The following is a 14,636-nucleotide window of genomic DNA, read 5'->3' as shown; positions in this document are numbered from 1 at the left end:
GCGGCGGCGGTGGCAGCGGCCCGATCAGCGGCGGCTGCCACGGCAACTGCGGTGGCGGCAAGGTCCGGGTGGGCGAACTGGAACAGATGTGATCCATCCAGGGCGCACTCGACCAGAGTGCGTCCATCGCGACCATCGCGACATACAAGACGAATAGGGTCGAGCCTGACTCGACTCTGCGTCGGCGCAGCAAAGCAAGACTTGGCCTCTGCAGCCCCTCCCCCTGCAAGGGAGCTGGATGTCTACCTATTGCGAAAGCTGACTGAATGTTGCGATGTTCGGGACAGCATGCTTGTCCATCTGCCCACCGGCGCGTATGGAGAACCCGATGCCACATCCCTCCCCAAAGCACCGCTTTATCCACCAGTGCGTACGCCTGTCAAAGTTCGCACTCATGGCCGGCATGGTCACCTCATGCTCCAATAAAAATGATGCTGTTCAGCAAGTTGGCGATGCATCGGCGAATGAAGCACCCGCGGCATCGGCAGAGATTCGAAGTGTCACTCCAAGATCGACAGCAGTCGATGCCGACCTCCAATCTGCACAGCGCGTACCAGATGTTCCAGTGAAAGACCTGTATCCGTCGCTTCGCAATAGAGCAGAAGCTGGAGATCTGGAAGCAAAACGACAGCTGTTCCTGGTACTCAACGAATGCCGCGTTGCAATGCAACCAGAGAGGCCCATTGACTACTCCAATAGCCAAGTCTCTCCAGATATCCTCAAAGCCAGCGGGAAGACACGAGAGCAATTCCTGGCCGATCAGCAATTGAGCTCTCTTGCTTTCACTGAAGAAAAGCTCAAGCAGTGCGAGGGCATTCCAGGCGACGCACTAAAGGAAACGTCACGGTGGCTGAGGGAGGCAGCGGAAGGGGGTGACACCTACGCGAGGCTGGCCTACTACAACTACCAGGACATCATCGTTGGTGATCAGCAAGAGCAAACCGTATCGGCCGAACAAGTTAAGCAGTTCAATGAAGACTCATATCGCTACATAAAAAGTGTAGCTGACACCGGCAACCCGGATGGGCTTTTCACTCTGGGAACTGCGTATCAGCGCGGCATCATTGCGCCGAAGGACCCGATCCTTGCCTATGCCTACAAGAAAGCTGCGGGGCAGCTGACCCCTATCGGTGGCAACGACCAGATATTGGACATGATGGCGCAGTCCATGACTCCGTCTGATCTAAGGAAGGCCAATCAACTGGCCGCTACGCTGGCACAGAGGAGCAAGAAATGAAGATCAGGCTTACGGCAGCAATCCTGTTGATCTTCCTGCTAGGAGCAACCGTGTATGTGCACGCGCAGGCGCAAGGAACCAGAAACATCGGAACTTATCCCTGTAATGACTGCGCACTTGGCTATCCCAGAATCGACGCACACACTTCAAATGAGCTTGGCCTCGCCATAGCAAGCTTCAACAGACTTGTTGCCATTCAGTCTCTATGGATAGTCCCCGGGGACGTCATAACAATGTGCAACGGAACTGCTTGTGTTGGCTATCAAGTTACCGTGGGCGGAGACGGATACATGGGAGTCAAATATGAGGCCCAGGCCAGTACTACGCCGCTGCCGTCTGGTGGAAATGGAACCGGCGTGGGCTCAGGCAGTGGCTATGGGAGCGGTCAAGGCGTCGGCAGGGGTGGCGGCGCCGACGTAGGCGGCGGCAGCTACGGCAGCGGCGGCCGGACTGGGACCGTAACTACTGGTCCCGCCGGTCCGCCAAAGCCAACTCGCCCTCCTACCCACGAGAATTGAATCGGCGGAGATTGAGTAGATGGGCGGCCTTCTTGGGCCGCCTTTTCAATTACCAGCGCGCCAATTGTTTGCCTGACGGCTTCTTTTGGGCGTCTTCGATCTGGGCGGAATAGCATATGGGCGAAGTCTGGCCGCAGCCGGCGTCCGACCTGGGAAACACCCTCGGCTTGCCAGCGTCGAGCGCTGGGCGAGACAACGGAACATCCGCGTCCAGTACGACGGCCAAGGCAGCATCTGGACAACAAACTTCGCCCTGAACGAGGCACTGGGCCTCATCAAACCCGCTTTCGAGAACGAACGCTATCCCGCTTCGCTGGTCTGAAAGGACTCACCGCAGCACCATGGCACGCCGCAGCAAGGCCGCACCCAACCTGCCGAAGCACATCGACCACACCCGCGCCCTACGGACGCCAATCTTGATCGGTTGCTCGCAGAGTTTATACGCCTAGTCGCGCAGATCGGCTTCGAACTCGACCCTAGCGATGACGAGGACGCCGCTTACGTGGGCTCGATCGGCTTCCTGCTTAGCCTACTTGACGCGTTGGGCGGCCACCGTGGGGCCAAACACGAGAGACGCTCAATTCCGGAGCCAATTCCGGACGCCCGCAGAACGAGGCCTAGAAAATTGCGTAACCAGTTGATTCCAATGGCGCGCCCGACAGGAATCGAACCTGTAACCGCCGGCTTAGAAGGCCGGTGCTCTATCCAGTTGAGCTACGGGCGCCCGAACCGGAACGGTGTCCAATCCGACGTGATGTGGGATTGGTCGGGGTAGAGGGATTCGAACCCCCGACATCCTGCTCCCAAAGCAGGCGCGCTACCAGACTGCGCTATACCCCGGTCTTGCAATCTCCTCGGGCCATGCCCGGGGAGTTGGTCATTGTCGCCAAGCGCATTGGGAACTGTCAACGCAGGATGTACAGATCCGGCGCCTGCCACAACGCCGAAAGCAGTCATCGGCTATGCTCACGCCCATCGGCCGGATGGCCGTCCAGACCCTCATTCGCACGGAGAACGCGCATGCGCAGCGGCAACCCGGCTCTTTCCGAGTCCACCTTCCTCGACCTCGCCAGCGGCTCGGTGGTGACCAGCCCCGACCAGGCAATGACCCTCAACGGCACCGTCAACAAGACCGGTTTCCTGCTGCTGTTGACCGTGCTGACGGCCGCTTTCGCCTGGAACCAGACCATCGGCGACTACGGTCAGGTTTTGCCTGGTGCCAGGCTGTATGCCATGGGCGGCGCCATCGGCGGCCTGGTGCTGGCGCTGATCACCGTCTTCAAGAAGGAATGGTCGCCGGTCACCGCGCCGATGTACGCGCTGGTGGAAGGCCTGTTCCTCGGCGCCATCTCGGCCGTGTTCAACGCCAAGTTCCCGGGCATCGTGTTCCAGGCCGTGCTGCTGACCTTCGGCACTCTGTTCGCGCTGCTGTTCGCGTACCGCAGCGGCCTGATCAAGGCCACCGAGAACTTCAAGATGGGCGTAGTCGCGGCCACTGGCGGCATCGCCCTGCTCTACCTGGCGTCGTTCGTGCTGGGCTTCTTCAACATCGACGTGCCGGTGATCCATGACTCCAGCTGGCTGGGCATCGCCTTCAGCCTGTTCGTGGTGGTCGTGGCCGCGCTGAATCTGGTGCTGGACTTCGACTTCATCGAGACCGGTGTCGCCCAGCGTGCACCGAAGTACATGGAGTGGTATGGCGCATTCGGCCTGATGGTGACCCTGGTCTGGCTGTACGTTGAATTCCTGCGCCTGCTGTCGAAAATCCAGCAGCGCTGAGCCGCAACATGCAATAGACGACAAAGGGCGCCCTTCGTGGCGCCCTTTGTCGTTCCTCCCTCAGCGCGCCAGCAGCACCGGCAGCACCGGCAGCGACGATGCCAGCAACGCGATGCCTGACGCGGTCAGCAGGCCCAGCACGAGCTGCCGGAAGCGCGCCTCGCTGATGCCGATGTAGACCCTTGCACCCAGCAGGGTCGGCACCAGCATGGCCGGTGCCACGATGGCGAAATACGGCAGCATCTGCCGGCTGACCAGGCCGCTGCCGACATAGGTGGCCATGGTCACCGCCAGCATCGCCAGGTTGAAGTTCTGGATGACCGCGCGCTGTTCGTCCTTGCCGAAGCCTCGCAGGGTGCTCCACAACGTCGGCACCGGCCCGGCAAAGCCGCCAATGCCACTGAGCACGCCACCGGCCATGCCAGCGATCGCATCACCGATACGGCCGCCGACGCGGACCGGAGGCAACGAGCGCGCCATCAGCATCACCGGGCACCACAGCGCCAGGAAGCCGCCCAGCAGCGCCTTGAACCAGTCCATGTCCAGCTGCGGCAGCACCATCACGCCCAGCGGAATGCCGGCCAGCCCGCCCACGACGAAGGGCAGCAACAGGCGCAGGTTGAAGCCACGGCGCACGGTGAACACAGCCACCAGCTGACCGACCAGCGCACCAAACACCGACAGCGTCGCCGCCAGCCGCGGCTCCAGTCCCCATGCCCAGAACGACATCGCCACCATGCCAAAGGCGAAGCCGGACAGGCCCTGCACGAATCCGGCGACGATCGCGCCCAGCGCGACCAGCAGATACACCGACTCCATCACCACCTCGGTTGCAGCCGCGCGACTACCCTGCCGCGCCCACCTGCGCAGCGTAGTGCGCCGCAAGGTGCTCGACCAGCGCACGCACCTTGGGAGCAAGCGCACGCGCATGTGGATACAGCGCGAAGTAGCGTCGCTGTCCCGCATGCCAGGCCGGCAACACACGGATCAAACGACCGGCGCGCAGGTCTTCCTGCACCGTCAGTGCGGTGAACAGGCTGATGCCCATTCCCGCCAGCGCGGCGGCATACAGCGCCGGCGTCGCATCCACGCGCAGGCGTTGCCCGGCCTCGATGCTCGCACTGGCGCCGCGCGGCCCCTGCAACTGCCAGGGCGGCATTGACGGCGTGGGACTGAAGCCCAGCAGCGTGTGCTGCGCCAGATCCGATGCCTGACGCGGCAGACCATGATGCGCCAGATAGGCCGGTGCAGCGACCAGGATGCGCGGGCAGCTGGCCAGTTCGCGCGCGACCAGCTGGCTGTCCGGCAGCGAGGCCGCGATACGCAGCGCCAGGTCAAAGCCACCACCGACGACATCGACCAGTTGATCATCGGCCGACAGATCAAGCGCAACCTGCGGGTAGCGCTGCAGGAACGACGGCAGCCAATGCGGCAACTCCTGGCTGGCCACGACCTGCGGCACGCTGATGCGTACGATGCCACCGGGCTGCGCTTGCCCGGCACGCACGCGATCATCCGCTTCCTGCAGGCGATCCAGCAGCGCTGCCGCCTCGCGGTAGTAGTCGCGACCGGCTTCGGTCAGTGACAGCCGGCGGCTGTTGCGATCGAGCAGTCGCACCTGCAGATGCTCTTCCAGCTGCCGCAGTTGCCGTGACATCGCCGAGTGGGTGGTCCCCAGGCGCTCGGCAGCAGCAGTGAAGCTGCCTGCGTCGACGATGGCGCGCAGCGCACGCAGGGCGGCGAAGTGATCCATCGGCGAGCGACTCCAGGTGACGGGGCCCACGGCATGCGGGCCCCACCAGCTTATCAAGCGCCGTCGCCGGCCTTGCGCACCGGCAGCGCCAGGATCGCGTCGGTGCTCATGACATCACCGAAGGCGTCTTCGATCTGCGCCAGCGAGGCGTCATGCAGCGCGCGATGATCGATGCGCTGGCCACTGGCCAGGTCCAGGTCGCGGCTGGCGCTGGCATCGGACGATACGATCACCCGGTAGCCGCGCGGTGCCGCCGCCGCGTCGCGCGCAGCACCGGCCACACAGGCATGGGTCTGCAGGCCGGTGACGATCAGCGTGTCGATGCCGGCATCCTTCAGCACCGTGTCGAGCACCGCGGCCGAGTTGCCAACGAACACGCTGACATTGTCCTTCTGCACCACGGTCTCACCCTTGCGCGGCTTCAGGTCGTGATGGAAGGCGGCATTGACGCTGCCCTGCGCGAACAGCGGTGCGCCGGCCGGCAGCACATGCTGCACGTGGATCACGCGGATGCCGTGAGCATCGGCGAACTCGACCACCCGCCTGGCCTGGCGCAGTGCGGCCACGCCATCGGGAATGACCATGCGGCCACCAGCAAAGCCGGGCGCGGCGCTGGCATCGAAGTATTCGTTCTGGAAGTCGATCACCAGCACGGCGGTCTTCGCTGCATCCAGCGAGGCCGCGACCGGCGCGCCGGCCATGTGGCGAATGGTGGGATGGGACGGTTCGGCGGCAGCGACCGGGGCGGTGGCGGCCATGCCGATCAGGCTGGCCAGGCCGAAGGCGGTGAGGTTCATGGGAGGGTTCCTGTGCGGTGGGTGTGGGGCACAGGATGCGGAGCGATTGGCGCACGAACCAGCCGTGCGGGGGCACATGACCTGTGCGAAAACCGCACAACCGATCATTCCGTCATCCACGCATGGCGTCGATCTACCGGAAAACGCAACGGGGCGCCCGAAGGCGCCCCGCTGGGATCCAACCGAGGCCGACCGGCCGCTTACAGGCGGCTGGCGATGGCCTTGGCGAAGCTCATGGTGGTGCCGGTGCCGCCCAGGTCGCCGGTCAGCGAGTCCTTGGCTTCCATGGTCGCCACGATGGCCTTGCGCAGGCGCTCGGCGTTCTCCGGCTGGCCGACGTGGTCCAGCATCTGCGCGGCTGCCAGCAGCAGCGCACACGGATTGGCCTTGCCCTGGCCGGCGATGTCCGGCGCGGTGCCGTGCACGGCTTCGAAGATCGCCGCGTCCTTGCCGATGTTGGCACCCGGGGCCAGGCCCAGGCCGCCGACGAGGCCGGCACACAGGTCGGAGATGATGTCGCCGAACAGGTTGGTGGTGACGATCACGTCGAACTGTTCCGGACGCATCACCAGCTGCATGCAGCAGTTGTCGACGATCATTTCCTGGAATTCGATGTCCGGGTACTGCGCGGCCACTTCACGGGCGACATTCAGGAACAGGCCCGAGGTCGACTTGATGATGTTGGCCTTGTGCACGGCGGTGACCTTCTTGCGGCCGGTGCTCTTGGCCAGCTCGAAGGCATAGCGCACGATGCGCTCGGAGCCCTTGCGGGTGATGCGGGTGCCGGAGAAGGCGGTCTCGCCGTCGGCCGACACTTCCTGGCCTTCGGCCAGGTACGCACCTTCGGTGTTCTCACGAACGGTGATCAGGTCGACGTTGTCGAAACGCGACTTGGTGTTCGGGAAGGTGTGGGCCGGACGCACGTTGGCGTACAGGTCGAAGTGACGGCGCAGGCTGACGTTGATCGAGGTGAAACCACCACCGACCGGGGTGGTCAGCGGGCTCTTCAGCGCGACCTTGTTGCGCGCGATCGATTCCAGGGTCACCGCCGGCATCAGGTCGCCGTGCTTTTCCAGGGCCACCAGGCCGGCGTCGGCGTCTTCGTACTCCAGGCCAGTCTTGAGCTGGTCGAGCACGAACAGGGTGGCGTCCATGATTTCCGGGCCAATGCCGTCGCCGCGGATGACCGTAATTTTCTGCGTCATTGATCGATGTTCCGAACAGGGGGAAAAACGCCGTCCGGACGTGCCCGGAAACGCCGGCGCAAAGGAAGTTTCACCGGCAATTATGCCTTACCCGGCTCGGAGACCCCAAATAGGCAATTAGTCCGAGCCGGGTAAGGCAGAATTGCCCGCGCATTTCTCCTCTACCCCCGCCTGACCGCGCGCCCCTTCAACAAGAAGGGGCTCCTGGGCGATTGGATCGCGGGAAAGGCCCCGGCGCGCGGCCGTGATCCGGTAGCGCCGGGCCATGCCCGGCGGCTTTTCGTTCAGGTCTCCGCCGGGCATGGCCCGGTGCTACCTCAGTGCTCGTGCGCTGCCGGGGCGGCGGCGCCGCCTTCGAGCTGGTCGAGGAAGTCGACCGCGCGGCGCAGGTGCGGGATCACGATCGAGCCGCCCACCACCAGGCCGACCGAGAAGGTCTCGAAGAACTCTTCACGGGTCACCCCGGCGTCCTTGCACTGGGCCACGTGGTAGCTGATGCAGTCGTCGCAGCGCAGCACCATCGAGGCCACCAGGCCCAGCAGTTCCTTGGTCTTCACGTCCAGCGCACCGGCCTGGTAGGTCTGCGTGTCCAGCGCGAAGAAGCGCCGCACCACCTGGTTCGGCTCGCCCAGGATGCGCTCGTTCATGCGCTTGCGGAACTCGGTGAACTCGGCGATGCGGTCCTTGCTGCCGTCGTCGGCCGCGCTCATGCCTGGCCCTGCCCGGCCAGCAGCGGCTCGAGCTTGCCTTCACGGTGCAGGGCCATCATGTCGTCGTAGCCGCCCACATGGACGTCGCCGACGAAGATCTGCGGCACGCTGGTACGGCGGGTCTTGGCCATCATCTTCTCGCGCTCGACCGGGTCCAGGTCGATGCGGACCTCGGTCCATTGCTGGCCCTTGCTCTTCAGGAAGTTCTTGGCGGCCACGCAGTACGGGCAGACGGCGGTGGAATAGATGGTGATGGCGGGGGCACCGCCGGCGGTCTGGGCTGTCACGGGAAACTCCACGATGGATCGACGGTCTACATATGGTACCGGTGCGCTGGAAATTCCACGCCACGGCCGCAACACTGTGGATTAACGAATGGTTGCCCCCTGCCCTGCCACGCTTGGCGCGCCCCGCCCGAGGACCTCCTGCTTGCGAGCCCTGCTGCTGACTACCGCCGTCACCCTGGCCCTGGCCACGCCGCTGGCCCAGGCCCAGGAGAAACTGCCCGACATCGGCTCGTCGGCCGGCGAGCTGCTGACCCCGGCCCGTCAGGCCGAGTACGGCGCGATGATGCTGCGCGAGCTGCGCAACTACGGCTACCTGCTGGACGACCCGCTGGTCAACGACTGGCTGCAGACCATGGGCACCCGCCTCGGCTCCAACAGCGACCAGCCGCGCCAGCCGTACACGTTCTTCGTGATGAAGGACCGCCAGATCAACGCCTTCGCCACGCTGGGCGGCTATATCGGGGTCAATGCCGGCCTGGTGCTGACCGCCGAGCGCGAGGACGAGGTGGCCGCGGTGCTGTCGCACGAAATCGCCCACGTCACCCAGCAGCACGTGCTGCGCGGAGTCGAGCGCGCCCAGCGCGACCAGATCCCGATCCTGCTCGGCATGCTGGCGGCGGTGGTGGCCGCGCAGGCCAGCAACAGCACCTCCTCCGGCAACGCGACGATGGCCGCGATCAGTTCCGGCATGGGCCTGATGCAGCAGCGGCAGATCAACTACACCCGCTCCAACGAGTCCGAGGCCGACCGCCTCGGCATCCGCACCCTGTCGCGCAGTGGCTACGACGTGGATGCCATGGCCGGCTTCTTCGAGCGGATGGCATCGGCGATGCGCGGCAACGAGGGCGGCTACAGCGTGCCCGAGTTCCTGCGCACCCACCCGGTCAACATCACCCGCATCAGCGAGGCCAAGGCCCGCGCCGAGCAGATGAAGAAGGACACGGTGCTGCTGACCACCACCACCCCCAGTGGCGAGCGCAGGGAGCGCGTGGACCCGACCGATCCCAGCCTGGCCGAACCCCTGTTGCGCGGAAACAACCCGCTGCTGCCCAGCAGCGTGCTGCGCATCCCGATGGGCCAGCTCAGCCGCGGCGCCAGTGGCGACTTCGACTGGGCGCGCGAGCGCCTGCGCGTGCTCAGCGCGGACTCCACCCCCGAGCTGGAACGCGAGTACGCCGATCTGGCCAAGCGCCAGAAGGACGGCCTCAACGATGCCCAGCGCTATGGCCAGGCGCTGGCGGTGATGCGCAGCGGTCGCGCCGGCGCCGCCCAGGCCCGGCAGACCCTGGCAGGCCTGCTGCAGACCCGCCCGGACAATCTGTGGCTGGCACTGGGGCTGGGCGAGGCCGAATCGCGTGCGGGCCAGACCGCCCAGGCCAACAGCCGCTTCGAGCAGCTGCTGCGCCAGCACCCCAACAGCCGTCCGGTGGCGCTGACCTATGCCGAGATCCTGAACGAACAGGGCAGCCGCGAGGCCGGCCAGCGCGCGCAGGCCATGCTGCGGCCCCTGCTGTCGCAAAGCAGTAACGATCCGGTCTTCCAGCAGCGGTACGCCCGCGCCAGCGAACTGGCCGGCGACAGCGTGCGTGCCAGCGAGGCCTACGCCGAGGCGGCCTTCCTCAGCGGCCGCCCGGAGCAGTCGCTGATGCAGCTGCAGGCGCTCAAGCGCAACCCGGCGCTGGACTATGTCGGCCGGGCACGGGTGGATGCGCGCATCGAGGCGATCACCCCCACCGTGCTGGAGCTGCGCCGCCAGGGCGTGCAGGACCCGGATCTGGACCGCCGCTGAGCGCTGCATGACCGGCCGATGGCAATCCAGGCCGGTTCCGGCCAGGCAGTCACAAACATGTCATCAAACCGTAGTCTACTGGCACCACTCCAGTAACCGAGCCCTACGGTGTCCTCGTGCAGAAACGCATCCTGATCGTCGATGACGAGCCCGCGATCCGTGAAATGGTCGCCTTCGCCCTGCGCAAGGGCGATTACGAACCGGTCCACGCCGGCGACGCCCGTGAGGCCCAGACCGCCATCGCCGACCGCGTCCCCGACCTGATCCTGCTGGACTGGATGCTGCCCGGCACCAGCGGCCTGGACCTGGCCCGCCGCTGGCGCAAGGAAACCCTGACCCGCGAAGTGCCGATCATCATGCTGACCGCCCGCGGCGAAGAGAACGATCGCGTCGGAGGCCTTGAAGCTGGCGTCGACGACTATGTGGTCAAGCCGTTCTCGGCGCGCGAACTGCTGGCCCGCATCCGTGCGGTGATGCGCCGGGCCCGCGAAGATGACGAGGACGGCAGCGTGGCCGTCGGCCCGATCCGCATCGACGGCGCCGCCCATCGCGTGTTCGCCAACGACCAGCCGGTGCCGATCGGCCCCACCGAATACCGCCTGCTGCACTTCTTCATGACCCACCCCGAGCGCGTCTACACCCGCGCCCAGCTGCTGGACCACGTGTGGGGCGGCAGCGTGTACGTGGAGGAGCGCACCATCGACGTGCACATCCGCCGCCTGCGCAAGACGCTGGAACCGTTCAACGCCGAAAACATGGTGCAGACCGTGCGCGGCGCCGGCTACCGCTTCTCCACTGCTACCTGAGTCTCGTCGTGCCGGCGCCACGCACCTGCGGGTGCCGGCGCCGGCAACTCTGCTATAACCCTCGGTTCACCCCAGTGAACCGCCGCACCTCAACGACGAGATCGCAATGCCCCGCCACATCCGCTCTGCCTGGTTGAAGACCCTGGCCACCGTTGCCGCGGTACTGCTGTTCGCCGGACTGGTGGGGTGGTTCACGGGCCATCTGTGGTTGTGCATCGCACTGGGCGCACTGGCCACGCTGGCATGGCATTACTGGCGCCTGCGCAGCGTGCTGCGCCGGCTGACCGCGCGCCAGCGCTGGGACACCGCCGAAGAAGGCACCGGCGTCTGGAACGAGCTGGACCGCCTGCTGTACCGCAACCAGGTGGAAATGCGCGTGCGCAAGCGCCGCCTGCTGGACATGCTGCGCAGCTACCGCGCCGCCGCCGCCGCGCTGCCCGATGCCGTGGTGGTGCTGGATCGCAACAGCCAGCGTGTGCAGTGGTTCAACGAAGCGGCCACCGCCCTGCTCGGCCTGCATCATCCGGGCGACCTCGGCGAGGCCCTGGTCGAACGCCTGCAACCGATGCCGCTGGCGCATTGGCTCGCTGGTGGCCGCAATGCCGAGCCGATCCTGGACGTGCCCTCGCCGGTCGACCCGGCGATCCGCCTGAACCTGCGCCTGATTCCCTATTCCTCCGATTACTGGCTGCTGATCGCCCGCGATGTCAGCAAGCTGCTGCGCCTGGAGCAGGTGCGCCGCGACTTCGTCGCCAACGTTTCACACGAGCTGCGCACGCCGCTCACCGTGGTCCACGGCTACCTGGACATGATGGACCCGGAGGATTTCCCGGGAACCGGTCCGATGCTGGAAGAAATGCGCAAGCAGAGCCAGCGCATGGCCCAGCTGGTGGAAGACCTGCTGACGCTGTCGCGCCTCGAGTCGCAGGAACACAGCGAGGAAGAGACCGTGGCCATGCAGCCGATGCTGGCCACCCTGCGCCGCGAAGCCGAAGCGCACAGCCAGGGCCGCCACCAGATCAGCATCGACGATCTTGCCGGCGTTGACCTGCAGGGCTCGACCAAGGAACTGCACAGCGCCTTCTCCAACCTGGTCACCAACGCCGTGCGCTACACCCCGGCCGGTGGCCGCATCGCCGTGGAGTTCCGCCGCGAAGGCGACGGTGCCGTGCTGGCAGTGCGCGATTCCGGCTACGGCATCCCGGCCACCCACCTGCCGCGCCTGACCGAACGTTTCTACCGTGTCTCCAGCAGCCGCTCCCGCGAAAGCGGCGGTACCGGCCTGGGCCTGTCCATCGTCAAGCACATCCTCGGCCTGCACCACGCACGGCTGGAGATTGAAAGCGAGGTCGGCAAGGGCTCGGTGTTTTCCTGCCATTTCGATGCCGACCACGTGCGCCCGCGCGAGTCCGCCCCCCTGACTTCCATCGAAGAATGACGCCATGAGCAGCCTCGGATCCCTCCCCCTCCCCGTGAGCCCGGACAACGATCCGCTGCGTGACCCGGCGCTCTACATCAACCGCGAACTGTCGCAGCTGGATTTCAATTTCCGCGTGCTGGCCCAGGCGATGGACCCGCAGGTGCCGCTGCTGGAGCGGCTGCGTTTCATGTGCATCTCCTGCACCAACCTGGACGAGTTCTTCGAGATCCGCGCCGCCGCCGTGCGCCACGCGCAGGAATTCGGCCTGCCGCCGGCGCCGGACGGGATGAGCCCGCAGGCCATCCTCAATGCCATCCACGACCGCGCCGCGGAACTGGTGGACCAGCAGTACCGCTGCTGGAACGAGACGCTGCGCCCGGCGCTGATGGAGGCCGGCATCGGCGTGCTCGGCCGCCATTCCTGGACCGACCGCCAGAAGCGCTGGCTGCGCGCCTACTTCCGCAACGAGATCATGCCGGTGCTGTCGCCGCTGGGCCTGGACCCGGTGCATCCGTTCCCGAAGATCCTCAACAAGTCGCTGAACATCGTGGTGGTGCTGAAGGGCACCGACGCGTTCGGCCGCGCCGGCCATCTGGCCATCGTACGTGCGCCGCGCTCGCTGCCGCGCATCATCCAGCTGCCGGAGAAGCTCGGCGGATCGCAGAACTTCGTGTTCCTGTCGTCGGTGCTGTCCACCTTCGTCGATGAGCTGTTCCCCGGCATGGAAGTGCAGGGGGCCTACCAGTTCCGCGTTACCCGCAACTCCGAGCTGGTGGTGGACGAGGAGGAAGTGGAGAACCTGGCGCTGGCACTGCGCGACGAACTGGTCGACCGCGGCTACCGGCCGGCGGTGCGCCTGGAAATCGCGCAGGACATGCCACGCGACATCGTGCGCACCCTGCTGCAGAATTTCGGCCTGACCGAGAACGCGGTGTACCGCATCGACGGCCCGGTCAACCTCAACCGCATCATCCAGCTGTACGACCTGATCGCGCAGCCGGACCTGAAGTACCCGCCGATGACTCCGCGCACGCTGCGCGACAGCGACGGCATCTTCGAGACGGCGGCGCGCCAGGACCTGCTGCTGCACCACCCGTTCGATGCCTTCACCGCAGTGCTGGACCTGATCCGGCAGGCGGCGATCGACCCCAACGTACTGGCGATCAAGCAGACCCTGTACCGCACCGGCAAGGATTCGCTGATCGTCGACGCGCTGATCCAGGCCGCGCGCAACGGCAAGGACGTGACCGTGGTGGTTGAACTGCGCGCACGTTTCGACGAAGAGGCCAACCTGGGCCTGGCCGATCGCCTGCAGGAAGCCGGCGTGCAGGTGGTGTACGGCGTGGTCGGCTACAAGACCCACGCAAAGATGCTGCTGATCGTGCGCCGCGAGGGCCGCAAACTGCGCCGCTACGTGCACCTGGGCACCGGCAACTACCACAGCGGCACCGCCCGCGCGTACACCGACATCAGCCTGATCACTGCCGATGCGGACATCGGCAACGACGTGCACCTGCTGTTCCAGCAGCTGTCCGGGCTGGCCTCGAAGATGAAGCTCAAGCGCCTGCTGCAGTCGCCCTTCACCCTGCACACCGGCATCCTCGGCCGCATCGAGCGCGAAACGCGCATCGCCGCCGCCGGCCGCCCGGCGCGGATCATCGCCAAGATGAACGCACTGAACGAACCGCAGGTGGTGCGCGCGCTGTACGCCGCCTCGCAGGCAGGCGTGCAGATCGACCTGATCATCCGCGGCGCCTGCACCCTGCGCCCGGGCGTACCGGGCATCTCGGACAACATCCGCGTGCGCTCGATCGTCGGCCGCTTCCTGGAGCACAGCCGCGTCTACTGGTTCGGCAACGACGGCGCACCGGAGATGTACTGCGCCAGCGCCGACTGGCTGGAACGCAACCTGCTGCGCCGTGTCGAGACGTGCTTCCCGATCCTCGACCCGGAGCTGGCCAAGCGCGTGTACCGCGAAGTCCTGCAGAACTACCTGGACGACAACCTCAACGCCTGGGAACTGGATGCCGACGGCATCTACCACAAGCGTGCCCCGGCACACGACGAAGCCCCGCATTCTGCGCAGATGGCATTGATGCAGGGGCTGTGAGCCGGTGTGTCGACCAAGGTCGACACCTACCAGGAGCGGCAGGCACCGATTCTGGTCGGGATTGGATCAGTGTCGACCAAGGTCGACACCTACCAACAGCAGCGGAATTCTGTCGAAGGCGGGGTGGGTCCGGTGGCAGGGGTGTGAGCCGCATGGATGCGGCGACCAAGCCCCCATGGACGGGTTAACGGCGTCCCCTGCCATCGGACCCACCCCGCCATCCTA

12 protein-coding genes and 2 tRNA genes are annotated in these 14,636 nt (G+C 65.7%); 6 read left to right on the top strand and 8 right to left on the bottom strand.

What is annotated here, in order from left to right:
* The first annotated feature begins 328 nt into the window (after positions 1-328).
* A complete protein-coding gene (locus G5A07_RS18235) occupies positions 329-1,237 on the top strand; it encodes a sel1 repeat family protein (RefSeq protein ID WP_191863751.1) in 909 nt (302 codons plus the stop codon).
* Between the two features lie 1,165 nt (positions 1,238-2,402).
* Here the strand turns inward: G5A07_RS18235 and G5A07_RS18230 are convergent.
* A tRNA-Arg gene (locus G5A07_RS18230) sits at positions 2,403-2,479 on the bottom strand.
* A gap of 39 nt (positions 2,480-2,518) precedes the next feature.
* A tRNA-Pro gene (locus G5A07_RS18225) sits at positions 2,519-2,595 on the bottom strand.
* Positions 2,596-2,775: 180 nt separating this feature from the next.
* On the opposite strand from G5A07_RS18225, the gene G5A07_RS18220 reads away from it, so the two are divergent.
* Positions 2,776-3,534: a Bax inhibitor-1/YccA family protein gene (locus G5A07_RS18220; protein ID WP_010483901.1), complete on the top strand. Its 759-nt coding sequence runs from the start codon at positions 2,776-2,778 to the stop codon at positions 3,532-3,534.
* A 60-nt stretch (positions 3,535-3,594) separates the two neighbouring features.
* On the opposite strand, the gene G5A07_RS18215 is transcribed toward G5A07_RS18220, so the two are convergent.
* The 6 genes from G5A07_RS18215 to grxC all read right to left on the bottom strand — a co-directional run bounded on the left by G5A07_RS18215 (position 3,595) and on the right by grxC (position 8,286).
* Positions 3,595-4,353 carry a sulfite exporter TauE/SafE family protein gene (locus tag G5A07_RS18215; protein ID WP_191863750.1) on the bottom strand — a complete coding sequence of 253 codons (759 nt, stop codon included), beginning with the start codon at positions 4,351-4,353 and terminating at the stop codon, positions 3,595-3,597.
* A gap of 25 nt (positions 4,354-4,378) precedes the next feature.
* Entirely contained in the window at positions 4,379-5,287 is a 909-nt protein-coding gene (locus tag G5A07_RS18210) for a LysR family transcriptional regulator (protein ID WP_171953894.1), read from the bottom strand.
* 53 nt (positions 5,288-5,340) lie between these two features.
* The gene (locus G5A07_RS18205; RefSeq protein ID WP_191863749.1) at positions 5,341-6,084 is read right to left on the bottom strand and encodes a cysteine hydrolase; all 744 of its coding nucleotides are present in this window, start codon (positions 6,082-6,084) and stop codon (positions 5,341-5,343) included.
* Positions 6,085-6,284: 200 nt separating this feature from the next.
* Positions 6,285-7,289 carry an isocitrate dehydrogenase gene (locus G5A07_RS18200; protein WP_019659534.1) on the bottom strand — a complete coding sequence of 335 codons (1,005 nt, stop codon included), beginning with the start codon at positions 7,287-7,289 and terminating at the stop codon, positions 6,285-6,287.
* A gap of 317 nt (positions 7,290-7,606) precedes the next feature.
* A complete protein-coding gene (locus G5A07_RS18195) occupies positions 7,607-7,999 on the bottom strand; it encodes a carboxymuconolactone decarboxylase family protein (protein WP_004154542.1) in 393 nt (130 codons plus the stop codon).
* Entirely contained in the window at positions 7,996-8,286 is a 291-nt protein-coding gene (gene grxC / locus G5A07_RS18190; RefSeq protein ID WP_010483913.1) for a glutaredoxin 3, read from the bottom strand. The genes G5A07_RS18195 and grxC overlap by 4 nt, the downstream gene beginning before the upstream one ends.
* Before the next feature lie 88 nt (positions 8,287-8,374).
* Here grxC and G5A07_RS18185 point away from each other — a divergent pair, with 88 nt between their 5' ends.
* The 4 genes from G5A07_RS18185 (at position 8,375) to ppk1 (ending at position 14,411) form a co-directional block, all read left to right on the top strand.
* On the top strand, positions 8,375-10,075 hold the full coding sequence (locus G5A07_RS18185) for a M48 family metalloprotease (protein WP_191863748.1): 1,701 nt from the start codon (positions 8,375-8,377) through the stop codon (positions 10,073-10,075).
* Between the two features lie 116 nt (positions 10,076-10,191).
* Entirely contained in the window at positions 10,192-10,881 is a 690-nt protein-coding gene (phoB, locus tag G5A07_RS18180) for a phosphate regulon transcriptional regulator PhoB (RefSeq protein WP_005408258.1), read from the top strand.
* 106 nt (positions 10,882-10,987) lie between these two features.
* Positions 10,988-12,319: a phosphate regulon sensor histidine kinase PhoR gene (gene phoR / locus G5A07_RS18175; protein ID WP_005415460.1), complete on the top strand. Its 1,332-nt coding sequence runs from the start codon at positions 10,988-10,990 to the stop codon at positions 12,317-12,319.
* 4 nt (positions 12,320-12,323) lie between these two features.
* A complete protein-coding gene (gene ppk1 / locus G5A07_RS18170) occupies positions 12,324-14,411 on the top strand; it encodes a polyphosphate kinase 1 (protein WP_019337026.1) in 2,088 nt (695 codons plus the stop codon).
* Positions 14,412-14,636 lie beyond the last annotated feature (225 nt).

This window comes from Stenotrophomonas sp. AS012628, assembly GCF_010608305.1.
Taxonomy (GTDB): domain Bacteria; phylum Pseudomonadota; class Gammaproteobacteria; order Xanthomonadales; family Xanthomonadaceae; genus Stenotrophomonas; species Stenotrophomonas geniculata.
Note: the sequence above shows the minus strand (reverse complement) of the source record. Positions and strands in the feature narration are given on the sequence as shown.